At 65.7% G+C, this 14,160-nt stretch carries 19 protein-coding genes; 2 read left to right on the forward strand and 17 right to left on the reverse strand.

Annotated features, from left to right (window positions below):
- Positions 1 to 6: 6 nt before the first annotated feature.
- From LRM18_RS11115 to LRM18_RS11195, 17 genes are all read right to left on the reverse strand, one after another.
- Positions 7 to 366 carry a GPW/gp25 family protein gene (locus LRM18_RS11115; protein WP_049405126.1) on the reverse strand — a complete coding sequence of 120 codons (360 nt, stop codon included), beginning with the start codon at positions 364 to 366 and terminating at the stop codon, positions 7 to 9.
- Positions 363 to 929, reverse strand: coding sequence for a phage baseplate assembly protein V (locus LRM18_RS11120; RefSeq protein ID WP_270954463.1), 567 nt, complete (start codon positions 927 to 929; stop codon positions 363 to 365). Before LRM18_RS11120 ends, LRM18_RS11115 begins: the two co-directional genes overlap by 4 nt.
- 74 nt (positions 930 to 1,003) lie before the next feature.
- The gene (locus LRM18_RS11125) at positions 1,004 to 1,627 is read right to left on the reverse strand and encodes a hypothetical protein (RefSeq protein WP_270954465.1); all 624 of its coding nucleotides are present in this window, start codon (positions 1,625 to 1,627) and stop codon (positions 1,004 to 1,006) included.
- 28 nt (positions 1,628 to 1,655) lie between these two features.
- Positions 1,656 to 3,503: a hypothetical protein gene (locus tag LRM18_RS11130; RefSeq protein WP_270954467.1), complete on the reverse strand. Its 1,848-nt coding sequence runs from the start codon at positions 3,501 to 3,503 to the stop codon at positions 1,656 to 1,658.
- A 9-nt stretch (positions 3,504 to 3,512) separates the two neighbouring features.
- Positions 3,513 to 4,070, reverse strand: a complete 558-nt coding sequence (locus LRM18_RS11135; RefSeq protein ID WP_064237456.1) for a phage tail protein I — start codon at positions 4,068 to 4,070, stop codon at positions 3,513 to 3,515.
- Positions 4,063 to 4,953 carry a baseplate J/gp47 family protein gene (locus LRM18_RS11140; protein WP_014648133.1) on the reverse strand — a complete coding sequence of 297 codons (891 nt, stop codon included), beginning with the start codon at positions 4,951 to 4,953 and terminating at the stop codon, positions 4,063 to 4,065. The genes LRM18_RS11135 and LRM18_RS11140 overlap by 8 nt, the downstream gene beginning before the upstream one ends.
- Positions 4,954 to 5,039: 86 nt before the next feature.
- A complete protein-coding gene (locus LRM18_RS11145; RefSeq protein ID WP_270954471.1) occupies positions 5,040 to 5,501 on the reverse strand; it encodes a phage virion morphogenesis protein in 462 nt (153 codons plus the stop codon).
- Positions 5,498 to 5,983 (reverse strand): phage tail protein, encoded by a 486-nt coding sequence (locus tag LRM18_RS11150; RefSeq protein WP_049419450.1) that lies wholly within the window; start codon positions 5,981 to 5,983, stop codon positions 5,498 to 5,500. Before LRM18_RS11150 ends, LRM18_RS11145 begins: the two co-directional genes overlap by 4 nt.
- Positions 5,980 to 6,504 carry a hypothetical protein gene (locus LRM18_RS11155; RefSeq protein ID WP_270954474.1) on the reverse strand — a complete coding sequence of 175 codons (525 nt, stop codon included), beginning with the start codon at positions 6,502 to 6,504 and terminating at the stop codon, positions 5,980 to 5,982. Before LRM18_RS11155 ends, LRM18_RS11150 begins: the two co-directional genes overlap by 4 nt.
- Positions 6,504 to 7,139, reverse strand: coding sequence for a glycoside hydrolase family 19 protein (locus LRM18_RS11160; protein WP_270954475.1), 636 nt, complete (start codon positions 7,137 to 7,139; stop codon positions 6,504 to 6,506). Before LRM18_RS11160 ends, LRM18_RS11155 begins: the two co-directional genes overlap by 1 nt.
- 1 nt (position 7,140) lies before the next feature.
- The gene (locus tag LRM18_RS11165) at positions 7,141 to 7,416 is read right to left on the reverse strand and encodes a phage holin family protein (RefSeq protein ID WP_014648128.1); all 276 of its coding nucleotides are present in this window, start codon (positions 7,414 to 7,416) and stop codon (positions 7,141 to 7,143) included.
- Positions 7,409 to 7,762, reverse strand: coding sequence for a putative holin (locus tag LRM18_RS11170; RefSeq protein ID WP_041863730.1), 354 nt, complete (start codon positions 7,760 to 7,762; stop codon positions 7,409 to 7,411). Before LRM18_RS11170 ends, LRM18_RS11165 begins: the two co-directional genes overlap by 8 nt.
- A gap of 2 nt (positions 7,763 to 7,764) precedes the next feature.
- Entirely contained in the window at positions 7,765 to 7,980 is a 216-nt protein-coding gene (locus LRM18_RS11175; RefSeq protein ID WP_014648126.1) for a tail protein X, read from the reverse strand.
- A complete protein-coding gene (locus tag LRM18_RS11180; RefSeq protein WP_270954481.1) occupies positions 7,980 to 8,447 on the reverse strand; it encodes a head completion/stabilization protein in 468 nt (155 codons plus the stop codon). The genes LRM18_RS11175 and LRM18_RS11180 overlap by 1 nt, the downstream gene beginning before the upstream one ends.
- Before the next feature lie 104 nt (positions 8,448 to 8,551).
- Positions 8,552 to 9,259 (reverse strand): phage terminase small subunit, encoded by a 708-nt coding sequence (gene gpM / locus LRM18_RS11185; RefSeq protein ID WP_270954482.1) that lies wholly within the window; start codon positions 9,257 to 9,259, stop codon positions 8,552 to 8,554.
- Positions 9,260 to 9,261: 2 nt separating this feature from the next.
- The gene (locus LRM18_RS11190; protein ID WP_049419457.1) at positions 9,262 to 10,278 is read right to left on the reverse strand and encodes a phage major capsid protein, P2 family; all 1,017 of its coding nucleotides are present in this window, start codon (positions 10,276 to 10,278) and stop codon (positions 9,262 to 9,264) included.
- Positions 10,279 to 10,311: 33 nt separating this feature from the next.
- Complete coding sequence (locus LRM18_RS11195; protein WP_235643093.1) at positions 10,312 to 11,172, reverse strand: GPO family capsid scaffolding protein; 861 nt, start codon at positions 11,170 to 11,172, stop codon at positions 10,312 to 10,314.
- Positions 11,173 to 11,326: 154 nt separating this feature from the next.
- Here LRM18_RS11195 and LRM18_RS11200 point away from each other — a divergent pair, with 154 nt between their 5' ends.
- The gene (locus LRM18_RS11200; protein WP_270954486.1) at positions 11,327 to 13,084 is read left to right on the forward strand and encodes a terminase ATPase subunit family protein; all 1,758 of its coding nucleotides are present in this window, start codon (positions 11,327 to 11,329) and stop codon (positions 13,082 to 13,084) included.
- Positions 13,084 to 14,097 carry a phage portal protein gene (locus tag LRM18_RS11205; protein ID WP_270954488.1) on the forward strand — a complete coding sequence of 338 codons (1,014 nt, stop codon included), beginning with the start codon at positions 13,084 to 13,086 and terminating at the stop codon, positions 14,095 to 14,097. Before LRM18_RS11200 ends, LRM18_RS11205 begins: the two co-directional genes overlap by 1 nt.
- The last annotated feature ends 63 nt before the right edge of the window (positions 14,098 to 14,160 follow it).

The following is a 14,160-nucleotide window of genomic DNA, read 5'->3' on the forward strand; positions in this document are numbered from 1 at the left end:
CTGCGGTTATGGGGTGCGGAAGCGAAGCGGGACAGAGAGACGGGTGGTGCTGGAGGCGCCGGCGGGCACCGTGCGCTGGCCATCTAGATCCAGCACGAACGTGCCTGGCTCCTGACCACGCGAGAGGGTGATGCGACTGAGGCGCAGGCGCGGCTCCCAACGCATCAGCGCCGTTGCAGTAGCGCCATACAGGCGCAACCGCGTTGCTTCGTTGAACGGCTGGTCGATCAGCTCCGGCAGCAGCGAGCCGTAGTCGCGGCGCTGGATGCGCGAGCCGATGGGAGTAGTGAGAATGTCGGCAATGGACTGCCGCAGATGCGCGGTGTCGTCCTTGAAACTGCCTGCCTGACCGTCCATGCCGATCATGCCGGCGGTCCCGACGTGCCGCTGCCCGGCTGCACCGCGCCGTGCTTATGCTGCTTGAGGCTGATGCCGCCGCCCACAACGTCCTCGGAAGCCTCAGCCCTGCCGTTGATGGTGACCTGGCCGGTGATGCTGGTATCGCCGTTGATGGTGACCGGCCCGTTGATCGTCACGCCACCATCTGCGGTGATCGTGGCAATGCCACCGCTGGGCAGGATGGCTGCGAGCGCATGTGACGCGCTGTCGTAGCTGATGACAGCGCCATCACTGAACTTGACCGTGACCAGATCCGCATTGTCGGACGGGGCGGGGTACTGATCGCAGTACAGGCCGCGCAGGGCGACCGCATTGGCCAGGTCGCCGTCGCTGCACACCAGCGTCACCTGCTCGCCGATGCTCGGCGGTGCCCACACCGCGAGCGTGCCGGCGGCGGATGCCAGCCATGGGATGTAGTCGGTATGGGCCTCGCCCGTGCGGACACGACACAGCGCCCGCGCATGATCGACCGTCGTCACCACGCCATGGCGCAGCAGGTTGTTGATCTGTTGGGGCTGGGCGCTATCCATGCGCCCATGTTGTGCCGTGCCTCGCGCGCGCGCACGTAATGGCACGCGTAGATCGACGCGCTACAAAGCTGCGGTTACCACCAGCCGGCCGCGCCTACGCTGGCCACCATGATGGAACGGCTGACGTTCCCGCCGGCCCTTCGCATGAGGCAGTGGAACTCCACATCCGCGCGCACATTCTGGCCCGAAGCGCTGGGCACGCTGACCTGGGCCGAGCATGACTGCGAAGCGCTGGCATTGCGCCAGTCCGGCGCCGTACTGCCAACGTTCGCTGCGCCGACGTTGGCGAACTCGAAGCGCACGTCGTACTCGCCCACGCCGCCGTTGCGCAGCCACATCCCGCGCTCTGCCACGCGGCTGGAGTTGTTGCCGCCGCCGATGGTCGACACCCAGACCTCGTAGGCGCCATCAGCGTTAATGCGCAGCTCCACCTGCGCCGAGGTGTTGCCCTGCGCGTTGGTGTCGGATTGGTTGTGTGCGGAGAAGCCCTTGCCGTGAAAGGGCAGAACGTAGGTTGCTGTGCCCTTTGCAGCCCACAGGTTCGACACGTCGACGCCGCCGGAGCGATATCCCACGTCGCCACGCTTCTGACCGTACTGGATGTGGGCATACCGGAGCGGTTGCCCGCTCCGCCGGTACCCGCCGGCGGTCGGGCCATCGCCCATCACGTCGGGGTCGAAAAGGTCGTCGAAGTCCACGCCACCACTTCGGTATCCGCTCGCCATGTCAGCAGCCCTGCTTCAGAGCGGCGACTTCCGCATGCAGTTCGTCCACCAGGTCGGCAAGTTGAGCAATGGCCCGGTATGCCGGTGGCATCACCTGTTCTAGCTTTATGGATGCAACTCGCTCGCCGCCGAACTCAATGCTCTCAGCATCAACAGCTTCCGGCATGACTTTGGCGAACTGCTCTGCGTCGAAGAACAGACGTTTGCGCCCGTCCGGGTTGTACTCCGGCTTGTATCGGCCAATCAGGGTCGCAATGCGACGGACCTCGGCAAGGCCATAGGGCATTGGGCCGTCAATGTCCTTCAGCTTGCGTGACGATCCGAAGTCGAAGCCACCAGTAGCCACGAATCCGCTCGTTCTTGCAGCGAATAGTTCGGTGGCCGTGCCGGTGTTGCCGTTGCGAATACGTCCAAAGATCGCGTCTCCGGCCGCAGTGTAGAGCCACGCCCAGTGGTTTCCGTCCTGCATGGCGATGCCGCCACCATATGAGCCGGAGGTGATAAGCCCTGCGGCCTGTGGCGCGTCTGGATCGAACGCACCGCTGCCCTTGATACCACCATTCGCAACGAACGCCCCCGAGCCGCTCAGGCTCGCGACGATTACCCCGTCATCGCGCGTCCACGTGTGGGTTCTGGCCCGGTAACACGCATGAGCGTTAGGTAGAGCTCCGTCGTAGCTACCGCGACAGTCATAGTAGACCGTGGTTCCATCGCTGAAGATGCGGCTAACGGTATTGCCCGGATAGCCAACGCGAAGGCCAACAGTGGCCAGTTCGCCCGTCATCGTATCGCCGGCCTTGTTCACCTTCTTGGCCGGGTCAAAGTTGCCGCTGGTCCAGATGGTGCCGCCGGCCGAAAGGGTGGCGGTATACCCGCCCGCCGAGTTGGTGAAGTCGAAGTAGGCCCCGTTTTTAACGATGGAGGAGCCGGTATCGCCCAGCACCAAGATGCCGTTGCTGGCCACCCCACTCCATCCGTAGGAACGCAGCATGGCCCCATTCACCGCCAGTGGCCCGGTGAAGGTGTCTCCGGCACGGTTGGCTTTGCCGTCGAGCGCGGGCTGCAGGCCATCTACCTCGCCGATGGGGTGCGTGTGGGGAGCAGACGGAAACCTGTTCGGCAAGCCAGTGAAGTTCTTCCACTCCAGGTAGTAACCGCCGTGCTCGCCGTCGAGCAGATCGGCGTTGAGGCCGTTCCCATGGCCCTCATCGCGCAGCGCAGCGGACTTCAGGCCCAGCTCGACGCGGAACATGGCAGCGGTGGCCAAGCCGAGCAGTGTCTTGACGAAGGTGGAAGGCGCCCCGGCGCCGAAGCGGTTGTTGATGTAACGTGCCAGGCCGCGCGGGGTGATCGCCGTGGCAGGATCGCTGCCGGCGTCTGCCTCCTGCTCGGTGGCCAAGCGCACCACACCGATCTGCGTGGTCGTCGCCGGCGGATTGATGAAGTCGATATCGCCGACCTCGATGCTGGTGGCGTTGATCTTGGCGAAGCGAATGTCCGTGGCCAGCAGAAGGGTCGCGGCCGCTGCCTTTTCCATGATCGGCGTGGACTGCGAGTAGACGGCAAAGAGCGTGCCGTCCTGCAGGTACAGACCAAAGGCGCGCAGCGTGTATGTATCGGTGCCGTCGTCGCGCACGTTCAGGTGCAGCGTGTCGTCGGCAACGGCCTTGCCACCGAAGGTGGTCAGGCGCTTGAACTCCGCCGGCAGGGATGCGCCCACGGTGCCCACATCGAAGTGCTGAGCGGTCAGGCCGACCTGCGTGACCTTGACCGGCGCGGTACCGGTGTTCTCTGCGTTGACGATGGCGGCAAAGCCTGCCGGCGTAATGGTGATCTGGGGGATGGGCATGGGTATGTCCTACGGTTCGCTGGCGGCCAGCTGCAGGCGGGTAGAGGTAAGCACGCGGGCCACGCCCAGGACGCCGATGGCGCCCTCGGCGTTGATGCCCTGAGTGAAGGAGTAGTGCGAACGCACGGGCTTGGCGCGGTCCACCGCAGCCATCACTTGGTCGATAAAGTCGGCGGTGGCGTCTTGCCCACCTTGACCGCTGAGGGTCAGCAGCAGCTCGAAGGTGTGGGGCTGGCCGGGCGGGTCCATCTGCCACCACTCGCGCAGCTGCACCTGTCCGCCGAAGCTGGCCACCACGTCGGCAATGCTCTGCGCGGTGCCCTTGTGCCGTTGGATCTGGAACGAGCTGGCGATGCGGGCGCGCTTGATCTGTTCCGGCCACTCGCTGTCCCAGGTGTCCACCGACACCGTCCACGCCAGGAACGGCAGAAACTCCGCCGGGCACGTCCACGGGTTCCACAGCAGGTGGTGAACCATCGGGATGCCCATCAGCTGCGCATCGGCGCCCTCCACGGCCCGTTCCAGCGTGGTGGCATTGGGGGGCAGCAGGGTGCGCACCTCAGTCATTGGTGCCCACGTGTTCGATCACCACAGCGGTGCAGTACGCCGCGCTCTGCGGACTGACCGTGATATCTGCGGCGGGACTGTCCAGCTGCACGCGCTGCACGCCCTCGACATGCAGCGCCGAGTACAGCGCCGAGAGAGGAACGTCACGGCCCAGCCGCTGCGACTGGCTCAGGAAAAGCCGCATGCGGCGGTTGGCCTCGGCAATGACCAGGGCGCTGTCAGGTCCGTTGAAGGTGGTCAGCTGCGCGCGGACTTCGTACGGCTCAATGGTGGCTGCCGCCACAGTCACGTGGTCGGTGAGGGGGCGCACGTTCCCGTTGAGCAGGGCCGATTCCACCGCAGCCAGCAGCTGCGCGGAGGGCGTGCCATCGCCCTCCCGCGAAAGCACGGTCACCACGACTTCACCGGGCGAAGGGCTGGCCACGCTGGCGTCGAGTACGGCCACGTCGGCCGAAAGGGTGTGGAAGATGTAGGCACCTTCGGGGCCGGCAACCGACAGACCCTCCGGCGCCAGCTGGATGCGGCGCCGGAAATCGGAATCGCTCTCGTAGACCGCCGGTGTGCCCGTCTCGGGATCGGCGGGGGTCAGCAGCTTTCGCTGAACCCCGTACGGCACAGCCAGGTTGTCGAGGTCGCCGCCCTGGGAGTACGGAAGAAGGAGGCCGCGAGCGCGCTGGTTGAACTGCTCGCGCAGCAGCACCTCTCGGTACGCGCTGGCCTGCAGGATCTTCACCACCGGGTCGGATTCGACAACGGCGGTGTACTCCGGGCAAAGGCGGCGGAACTCAGCCAGACGCTCGGCGTAGATCGACTCAAACGAGCGCTGCTCGAAGATGTCGGGCGCCGGCAGCTTGTCGACTTCGATGGCGGTAAATGTGGACACGACAGCGCCGATTCGGGGATGCGTTTCAGCATCCCATCGCGCGCGCGCGTGGCCACCGGCTACTCCGTGTAGGGCGGGGGATTACGCTACAGACTGTCCAGATGGTCGAGGATCAGATCGCGCACCAGCTGTTCATCGGCGGGCGAGAAGCCCAGCAGGCGCCGACGTGCATAGGTAACGCGGGGCCCGCCCTTGCTGACCGCATCGCTGCGGCCCTCCTGATGGATCAGTGCAATGCGCGATACGCGGCCGGTGAAGCCGACAGCCACCTCATTGGGGGTCACACGTACGCGAAGGTGCCGCGCCTGCCGGATCTTGGCGAACATTGCGCCGCGCTTGATGCGCCCGGCCTTGGCCCGACGCAGGGGCGCGGCACGGCGCGCCGCGTAGGGTGTGCCATCGGGGTTTTTCTGCGTTGCGATGCGCTGCTGCTGTGCCCGGCGCAGCGCGGTACCGACTTTGCGCGCCAGCTTGCCGCGTTCGGCCGGCTGCAGACGCCGCAGCAGGGGCGCGGCCCAGGCTTCCAGTCGCTGTAGATCCTCGCTCACTCCGTGATCGCCGGCAGGGTGGCGATCTGGACACCGTCTGCGACCAGGACGCCGCCGGCCAGCGTGTCGGCGTGGGCATCCTCTGCAGGAGGCTCGGGCAGGTGCTGCAGCTGCACGCTGCCATCAGCGGCGCGGGTGACCAGCACCCGTTCGGTGAGCGGCATCTTGATGGCCAGATCCACCAGGCTGTCGCCCAGCACGTCCACCTCAAAGGTCAGCTTCTCACGGTTGGCAGGGTTGGCCAGTAGTTCGGGCTGGTGACGGGTCAGCCACTGCAGCAGCGGCACCATGACTGCCTCGGGTGCGCTGCCAAAGTCGGTCAGCACCAAGTCCAGGGTGTAGCGGTACTCGAACGCCAGACCCGGCCGGTAGGTACCGGCCAGGCCGCCACCGTCGACAAAGATCAGCAGCTTGTCAGGGTCGCTGGCCAGTGCCGGGACGGCGGCGACCAGGTGGTCGCGCAGCAGCTGCGGCTTTTTCATGGCGTACCTGCCTGCCGTTCAAGCTCGGCGTGCAGCTCGCGGGCCAGTTCCTGCAGGGCCACTACCTGCTCGGCGGTGGCGTGGCAGGTGGCGTAGTTGCTGGCGACGGTTTCGGCGACGGCAGAGAGCGGAGTGGCGGCGGCGGGCGCATCAGGATTTCCGGCAGGGCCGGCGGTGGGGCTGCCGCTCGCAGCGGTGTCGTGGAGCTGCACGAACCCAGCAGGAACAACACAGGCAGCATCAGCGTTCGCGGTGACATAGACGGGAACCTCTTTGACGATGGTGGCGCCGCGCTCGTGCACCAGCTGTACGCGGTCCACGTACTCGGTCACGACGCGGGTGGTGCCTTCGGCCAGCTTGAGGCTGCTGGCCAGGGCGGCGTTGTCGGCGACGGCCTTGGCCAAGGCCGCGTTGGCCTTGTCCAGCGCGATGGTGGCGCGGCTGACGCGCGACTGCTGGCAGCTGAAGAGGCCGGCGGTGGCCAGCACCAGGGCGGCCAGTGCGAGGGCGCGGTAGAGCATCAGCGCGCCCCCAGCGCGGCCAGGGCGCGCGTGGTGCGGGCGGTGCGGTCTGCCATGCCATTGGGCGTGGCGCGGCTGCGGGCGTTACCCAGGTTGATGACGCGGCTGACGGTCAGCACGTCGCGCTGATCGGCGTAGGTGTTGAGGCCGTTCTCTTTCCAGAACGCAGCCGCCGCCATGGCGCCGATCTCCGGCTCGATCAGCAGGCCCGGCTGTTCTTCCAGCGGCTGGCCGATCAGCTGCCCCATGCGGCGGTAATTGCCCCGGCCGGTATGCTGCAGTGGGCCACGGCCGCGGAACAGATAGCCGTCGCCGCTGGCCTCGCTACCGTTGCCGTTGCGGTTGGCGTAGACGCGGTTGCCGAGCTTTGCCGGCTGATGAACGAACCCGGCGGCCTCGGCCGGCGAGATGTACCGGCCGAACACTTCGAGCAGGCGTTCGCGGCTGTAGCTGAGCGACTCTTCGACACGCGACAGGCTCAGGCTCTCGTGGCCGACCTGTGCCAGGAAGTAGGCCGCGCGCACCGGCGTGTTGATGCCGAAGCGCCTCATGGCCGCGTTCAGCGCCTCGGCCCAGCGCTGTGCGCGCTGCAGCGGGCACTGCATGATCTGAGAGAGCAGAGCAGGGGTCAGCATGTCAGTTGCTCCCGAACAGGTGGGCCACGTTCCCACGCGCCCGATAGACCGCCACCAGCAGCACCACCAACAGTGCCAGCTGCCAAGCGGTGACGCGGGCGCCGGCGCCCTGCAGGATGATCTGCAGGGCCTGCCCACCGGTGCTGGCAATCAGCAGCCAGGCGCACCAGGCGATGCCGTGGCGATGGTTGGCGTTGGGCGCCGGCCGGTAGGTCAGCAGGCGCACGCAGATGGCCACGCAGCACAGCAGCGTGGCGGTGGTCAGTAGCTCAGCCATCGGAGCCTCCGCGCGGCAGGCGGCTCGGATCGGCGCTGCGGCTGCGCTCGATCAGGGCCAGGGTGAGGGTGATGATGGTGGCCGCACACAGGAACGCGGCCAGGCCGCTGGACGCCACGTCAAACCGGCGCATGACCTCCGTGCCGCCCATGTAGCCGGCCACCACGCTGATGGCCAGGTAGATCAGCCGCTTCCAGAGCGTCAGATCCTTGGCCGATACGACGAACAGCGTGGCACCGGCGAACGCGCCGATGAATGCGTCCGTCTCGATGCCCGGCAGCAGCGAGGCGAGGCCGACGCCGGTGGCCAGTGCGGCCATGCTGCCGGTGGAAGTTGGTTCGGTCATCTTCAATCCCATAGCTGGACAAGGGGACGCATCACTGCGCCGGTTGAGGGTGTCGGTACGTCCGGCAGTTCCACCACGGTGCCCATGGGCAGGACAGGGCCATGCAGGCTGATTCCATAGTTCAGCGCCATCACCCTCTCGACCATGCCGGCGGTGGTTCCGAGGTGCCGATGACACAGCGCGTCGATGGTGTCGCCCTGTAGTGAGCGGACGCGCATCAGATCAACTCCACCGTGACCCGGCGCAGCCCTTGCAGATCGCTGATGGCGTTGCGGTGATCGCGCCGCAGTTCATCAATGGTCGGGGTCAGATCGTCGGCGCGTTGATTGCCTTGGGCGGTAGCGTCATAGGACCGGTAGCGCTCGTGCAGCTCCACGGCGGTGCAGCACTGCACTGCGCGCCGGTACAGCTGCAGCAGCACCGACTCTCCGTCGATCTGCCGCGCCGGTATGTCTGCCAGCGCAGCAAAGCCGTCCGCTTCCTTGCGGGCCTGCCACAACGCCAGCTCCCGCGTCACCGAGGCGACGGCAAGCACCACGGTGTTGCGCAGCCGCGCCGCCAGCACATCACCCGGCACCCGGATGGCTTCGCGCAGCGCCTCCACGTCGATCTCCGGCCAGAATGCACCGGCGGTGACGGGGGCGAGCTTGGGTGCAGGCGATGCGTTGGCGGTGAATGCGCTCATGGTGTGTCCGTAGGTCGCCGGTGGTCGGGGCGTCACACCAAGGGAGAGAGGTCTTGGTGATCGGCCCCGAGCCGGCGGGGTCGCGGGGTACGCTCGGTGTGAGGTCAGTCGTTGGACTGGCTGTCCTCGAACTTCTTCTTCAGGCGCTCGGCGCGCTTGAGGTCTTCCTTGCCGCCGCAGCTGTCATGCAGCTGGATGGCGGTGCGCAGGTCTTCGATGGCCCGGGCGACTGCGTCGGCGCTCAGCGGCGCAGCCTCGGTATCGGTGGCCAGCAGGCTGCGTCCACGCGCCAGCAGCAGACGGGCGCGCACTTCGTCGGGCATGTCCTGGCCGTCGGTGAGCGTGGCCGCCCGGTCGATCACATTCAGGTCGAACGGGGCGCTGGTCTTGAGCGCGTTCAGCGCGGCCAACCCGATCTCCTCAGCCACCACGCAAGCCGCTGTGCGCTTGTGGGTGTCCGGCATATCCAGACCGTGGGCCAGGACGTACCGCGCAATGTCGAGGCCGGCATCGAACAGCCCGGCATCGAAGTGCCACAGCATCAGCGTAGAGACGATTTCGTCCTTGCCGCCGGCGTCCGCCGAAAGCACACCCTCCAGATACGGGGCGTAGGACGGCAGCAGTGCAGCCTTGAGCTGAGCCTTGCCCTGCGTGGACTGGATCTGTTTCAGGCGGGCGCGGTCGGAGGCCAGGCGCACCTGCATCTGCTGGTAGATCGTGGTCCCTTCCATCAGGTTGCTGCCGGCGGTGCGCGCCGCCTCCTTCGAGGCGAGCGCACGCTTTACATGGCGGCTTGCGGGGGTGTCGGCCATGGTCAGATCCCGAACTCGATGTTCTCGGCCACCGCGCCCAGACCATAGTCCTCCACCACGTAGTCATCATTGGACGACTCAAAGTTGGCGACGCGGTTCTTGTTCGGCTGCTCGATGATGTGACGGCGGCGCGAGGCAATCTGCCAGTACAGCGACAGGTTGCTGAGGCTGGTCACCATCAGCGACTTGGCCGGGAAGAACGGCACGATGACCGGCTGCAGGCCACCGATGCGCTTGGCGCCCAGGATCAGTTCGGCCGCGACCTTCTCGGTGGGGGCGTTGTCACGGTTGATGATCGGGAAATACTTGTCGTGCACCAACTGGCGGCCGCAAATCACCACCAGGCTCGGATCTTCCTGATGCCACGGGTCGATCAGGTTGGCGACCAGGTCCATCACCAGGGCATCGATGTTGCCGTAGTCAGCGTCGGTACCGCCCACCTTGATCTTGCCGCTGCCATCGACGCCTTCGGTCATGACGCGCTCGGGCGCATGCTCGCGGTACTTCTGCAGCCAGCCCTTGTTCACATCCTGAAGCATCGGATTGGCGACGCGGTTGGTGTTGATGGCAATGCTGGTGCCGTGCCAACCGATCATGATCCGGTCCAGTGCCTGGCGCTGGATGATCGCGTCCCGGATCAGGGTCTGGAACTCGGGGCGATGTGCCCAGGCGTCCAGACGGGCATAGGGCAGGGCGGTGTCAAAGTCGGTCTTCTGGCACTCGTAGGTGTTGGACACCAGCGAGGTCGGATCGGACGGATTGCGCTCGCCGTTGCCGCTGGTGTCGGTGCGGCCGGCAATGGTGCCGGTGATGCCAACGCCAACCTTCTGGCCCTTCAGTTCGTTCACGCCGACCATGTTGATCGCCTGCAGGAAGGTACTGCTTTCCTGCATGCGGGCTTCGAGGCTCTGCTGCACGGTCGGCTCGACAGAGAAGGTGTTGGCCACACCGCTGACGTTGTTCAGCGTGGCAACCTGCTGGGTGTAGCCCTCGAACAGGCGGCGGGTTTCGGTACGCATGGGGTAGCTCCGGAATGTTGAGAGAGGGTCCGATCAGCAATCGGTGATGTTGGCGGCGTCCACATCCTTGCCACCCGGAACAACCGGACGCTGGGTGAGTGCCTGCGGGGTGTCGTCCAGCCTCTTGCGCAGGCCGGCGACCTGAGTGGACAGCGCCTGCACCTGCTCGCGCAGTGCGCGGTTGTCCTGGCCGAGCTTGGCCATGGCCGCATCCTGTTCACCCACCGCGCCGAGCAGCTGAACGGCGAACTCGGCCACGTTGAACTCGGGATCTTCCTTGGCAGGCGCCGGCGCGGCCTTCTTGCCCAGGCCGAGGCTCGAAAGGAACGCGGCGACAGGGCCGGGGCGATCCTCCGGCTCATCCTCGGCGGTGAACTTGATGACCGTCTCGGTGGCTTCGGTGAACAGGTTCTCCGGGGCCTGCTTGCGGTCCTTGAGCGGGCTGCTCTCCGGGTGCTGGGCCGAGAACGCGAGCATGCTGGTGCCCAAGCTGGCGGGGGAGTCCGTCACGGCCAGGCCGAACAGGTACGCCTTGCCGCTGTCGGCGAACTCCGGGGAAATCTCGATGCTGGTAAAGACCTTCTGCTTGCGCACGTTGACCATGTCGACCAGGTCATCGGTCGGCTCGACCTGGGCGAAGAGCGCCAGCTTCTTCTTGCCGGCAATTTCGACTTCCTCGGCCTTCACCGCCAGCACGTCGCCATAGGCGCGGAACGGGCTGTCCGGCAGCGTGCTGCGGAAGTGTTCCAGCCAGATGCGTGCGCCGTACACCTCCGGGTTGTAGGTCTCGGCGATCTCGGCAATCTGCTGGCGCTCGATCACTCGGCCATCGGTGGTGGCGCCTTCGACGGCAACACGAAAGAACTCGGAACGCTTCTTGGTTTTGCTGGCCATCTCGCCCTCTTCTGGTGTCGTTGCGCATCGGTTCTCGATGCGATGACCCATGGTCGAATGAGGGCGCTGTAGCGGCAACGCGGTCAGTTTGTAAGCCGCTGTTCTACGTGGGTTTTTCGTGTCGCGCGCGCGTGGCGGCGGGCAACCTGTTCACGTGACCAGCGTAGCCGAAAAACTCCACGTCGATCCACGACGCCAAGCCAAGTTCCTGTACTGGATGGGTTGGCGCGTGTGCGATATCGCCTCGCTGATCGGCGAGAAGGAAAAGACGGTCCACAGCTGGAAGGCGCGAGACGAATGGGACCGAGCAGACACCGTCGAGCGCATCGGTGGCGCCTTGGAGGCACGCCTGGCCATCCTGATCCACAAGGAAGGCAAGACCGGCGGTGACTTCAAAGAGATTGATCTGCTGCACCGCCAGCTGGAACGGCAGGCGCGCATTCAACGGTACCAGGGCGGTGGCAACGAGGCTGACCTCAATCCGGCGGTGGCCAACCGCAACGCCGCTCCCAAGAAGAAGGCGCGCAAGAACGAGTTCAGCGAGGAAGAGATCGAGCGCCTGCAGACGGCGTTCGTGGATGGCTGCTTCGACTACCAGCGCGATTGGTACCGGGCGGGCAACGAACGCACGCGCATCATCCTGAAGTCGCGCCAGATCGGTGCCACCTACTACTTCGCACGCGAGGCGCTGATCGACGCGCTGACCACCGGCCGCAATCAGATTTTCCTGAGCGCATCCAAGAGCCAGGCGCACATCTTCCTCGGCTACATGCGCGGGTTCGTGCGTGAGGTGCTGGACCGTGACCTGACTGGCGACCCGATCACCCTGGCCAATGGCGCCGAGCTGTTCTTCCTGGGCACCAACGCCCGCACTGCACAGGGCTACCACGGCAATTTCTACTTTGACGAGTTCTTCTGGACCTACGGTTTCAACCAGCTGAACAAGGTCGCCAGCGGCATGGCGATGCACAAGAAGTGGCGCAAGACCTACTTCAGCACGCCGTCCACCATGGCGCATGAAGCCTTCGATTTCTGGACCGGCGAGCGCTTCAACAAAGGACGCTCGGTGTCCCAGCAGATCCAGCTGGATGTGAGCCACGCGCGCCTGATGGGCGGCCGGCGTTGCGAGGACGCGATCTGGCGCCAGATCGTGACCGTTCTCGATGCGGCAGGCCGTGGCTGTGACCTGTTCGATATTGAGGAACTACGCCGCGACTACAGCGCCGAGGAATTCGCCAATCTGCTGATGTGCGAGTTCGTGGATGACAGCGCCAGCGTATTCCCCCTCACGATGCTGCAGCCCTGTCAGGTCGATAGCTGGGTCGAGTGGGCGGACGACTACAAGCCGTTTGCCGTCCGGCCCTACGGCGACCGCGCTGTGTGGATCGGCTACGACCCGGCCGAGACCGGCGACAGCGCGGGCATCGTGGTGGTGGCCCCGCCACTGGTGCCTGGGGGCAAGTTCCGCGTGCTGGAACGCCATCAGTTCAAGGGCATGGAGTTCAAAGACCAGGCCGCGTTTATCGAGCAGATCACCAAGCGCTATTGGGTGACCTACATCGGCGTGGACGCGACCGGCATGGGCACCGGCGTTGCACAGCTGGTGCGCCAGTTCTTCCCCGGCGTGACCGTCTTCAACTACTCGCCCGAGGTGAAAACGCGGCTGGTGCTGAAAGCCTACGACGTTATCAATGACGAACGGCTGGAGTACGACGCCGGCTGGACCGACCTCACGCAATCGCTGCTGGCGATCCAGAAAACCATCACCCCGAGCGGGCGCCAGGTGACCTACACCGCAGGGCGCACGCGTACCACTGGCCATGCCGACTTGGCCTGGGCACTCATGCACGCGCTGCAGAATGAACCGCTGGAAGGCGGACAGGCTGCGCGCGGCACCATGGAGATTTTCTGATGACCGACACTGACCAGGGCGCACCCAGCGCGCCGCCGGCGAGTATCGAGGCGTTCACCTTTGGCGAGGCCAGCCCGGTGCTGGAATCGCGTGGTTTCCTTGATTACCTCGAATGCTGGCGCAATGGCCGCTACTTCGAGCCGCCGGTGGATCTGCAAGGGCTGTCGCGCACCACGCGCTCCAACCCGTACCTGCACAGTGGCCTGACGTTCAAACGCAACATGCTGGTGCGCACGTTCCGGCCGCACCGGCTGCTGAGCCGCGAAGCGTTCTCGCAGCTGGCGCTGGACTACACCACGTTCGGCATGGCGTATGTCGAGCGACGCCGTGCCATGTCAGGCGCCGCACACAGCCTGGCCGTGCCGCTGGCGCAGTACGTGCGCCGTGGTGTCCAGCCCGGTGAGTTCTTTCAGGTGCGCGCCGGACGGGTGGAGCATGAGTTTCCCGCCGGTGAGGTGTTCCAGCTGCGGGAGGCGGATGCCGATCAGGAAATCTACGGATTGCCGGAATGGATGCCGGCCGTGCAGGCCGCGCTGCTCAACGAATCGGCCACGCTGTTCCGGCGGAAGTATTACAACAACGGCTCCCACGCCGGTTACATCCTCTACCTGACCGACGCCCAGGCGGATGGCGCGGATGTGGATGCGCTGCGCGATGCACTGCGGCAATCGCGCGGGCCGGGCAACTTCAAGAACCTGTTCGTGCACTCGCCCAGCGGGAAGAAGGACGGGCTGCAGGTGATTCCGGTCAGCGAGGTCGCGGCCAGGGACGAATTCACCGGCATCAAGAGCGTGACCCGTGATGACATGCTGGCTGCGCTGCGGGTGCCGCCGCAACTGCTCGGTATCGTCCCGCAGAACAGCGGCGGCTTTGGCTCGATTCGGGACGCCGCGGCGGTGTGGGCGGCAATGGAACTCGCCCCTCTGCAGACGCGCATGACCGCGATCAACGAGTGGCTCGGGCAGGAGGTGATCCGCTTTGACGCCTTCGAGCTGGGAGCGGCATTGGGCTAAATGGTGTGCGAAAGAAGTTCGCTGTGGTGAAATCGCTCGGGATGCAGTTGGGAGGGGGCATCA

Origin of the sequence: Stenotrophomonas sp. PI_27, assembly GCF_027854495.1 — a bacterium.
Classification (GTDB): Bacteria; Pseudomonadota; Gammaproteobacteria; order Xanthomonadales; family Xanthomonadaceae; genus Stenotrophomonas; species Stenotrophomonas pavanii.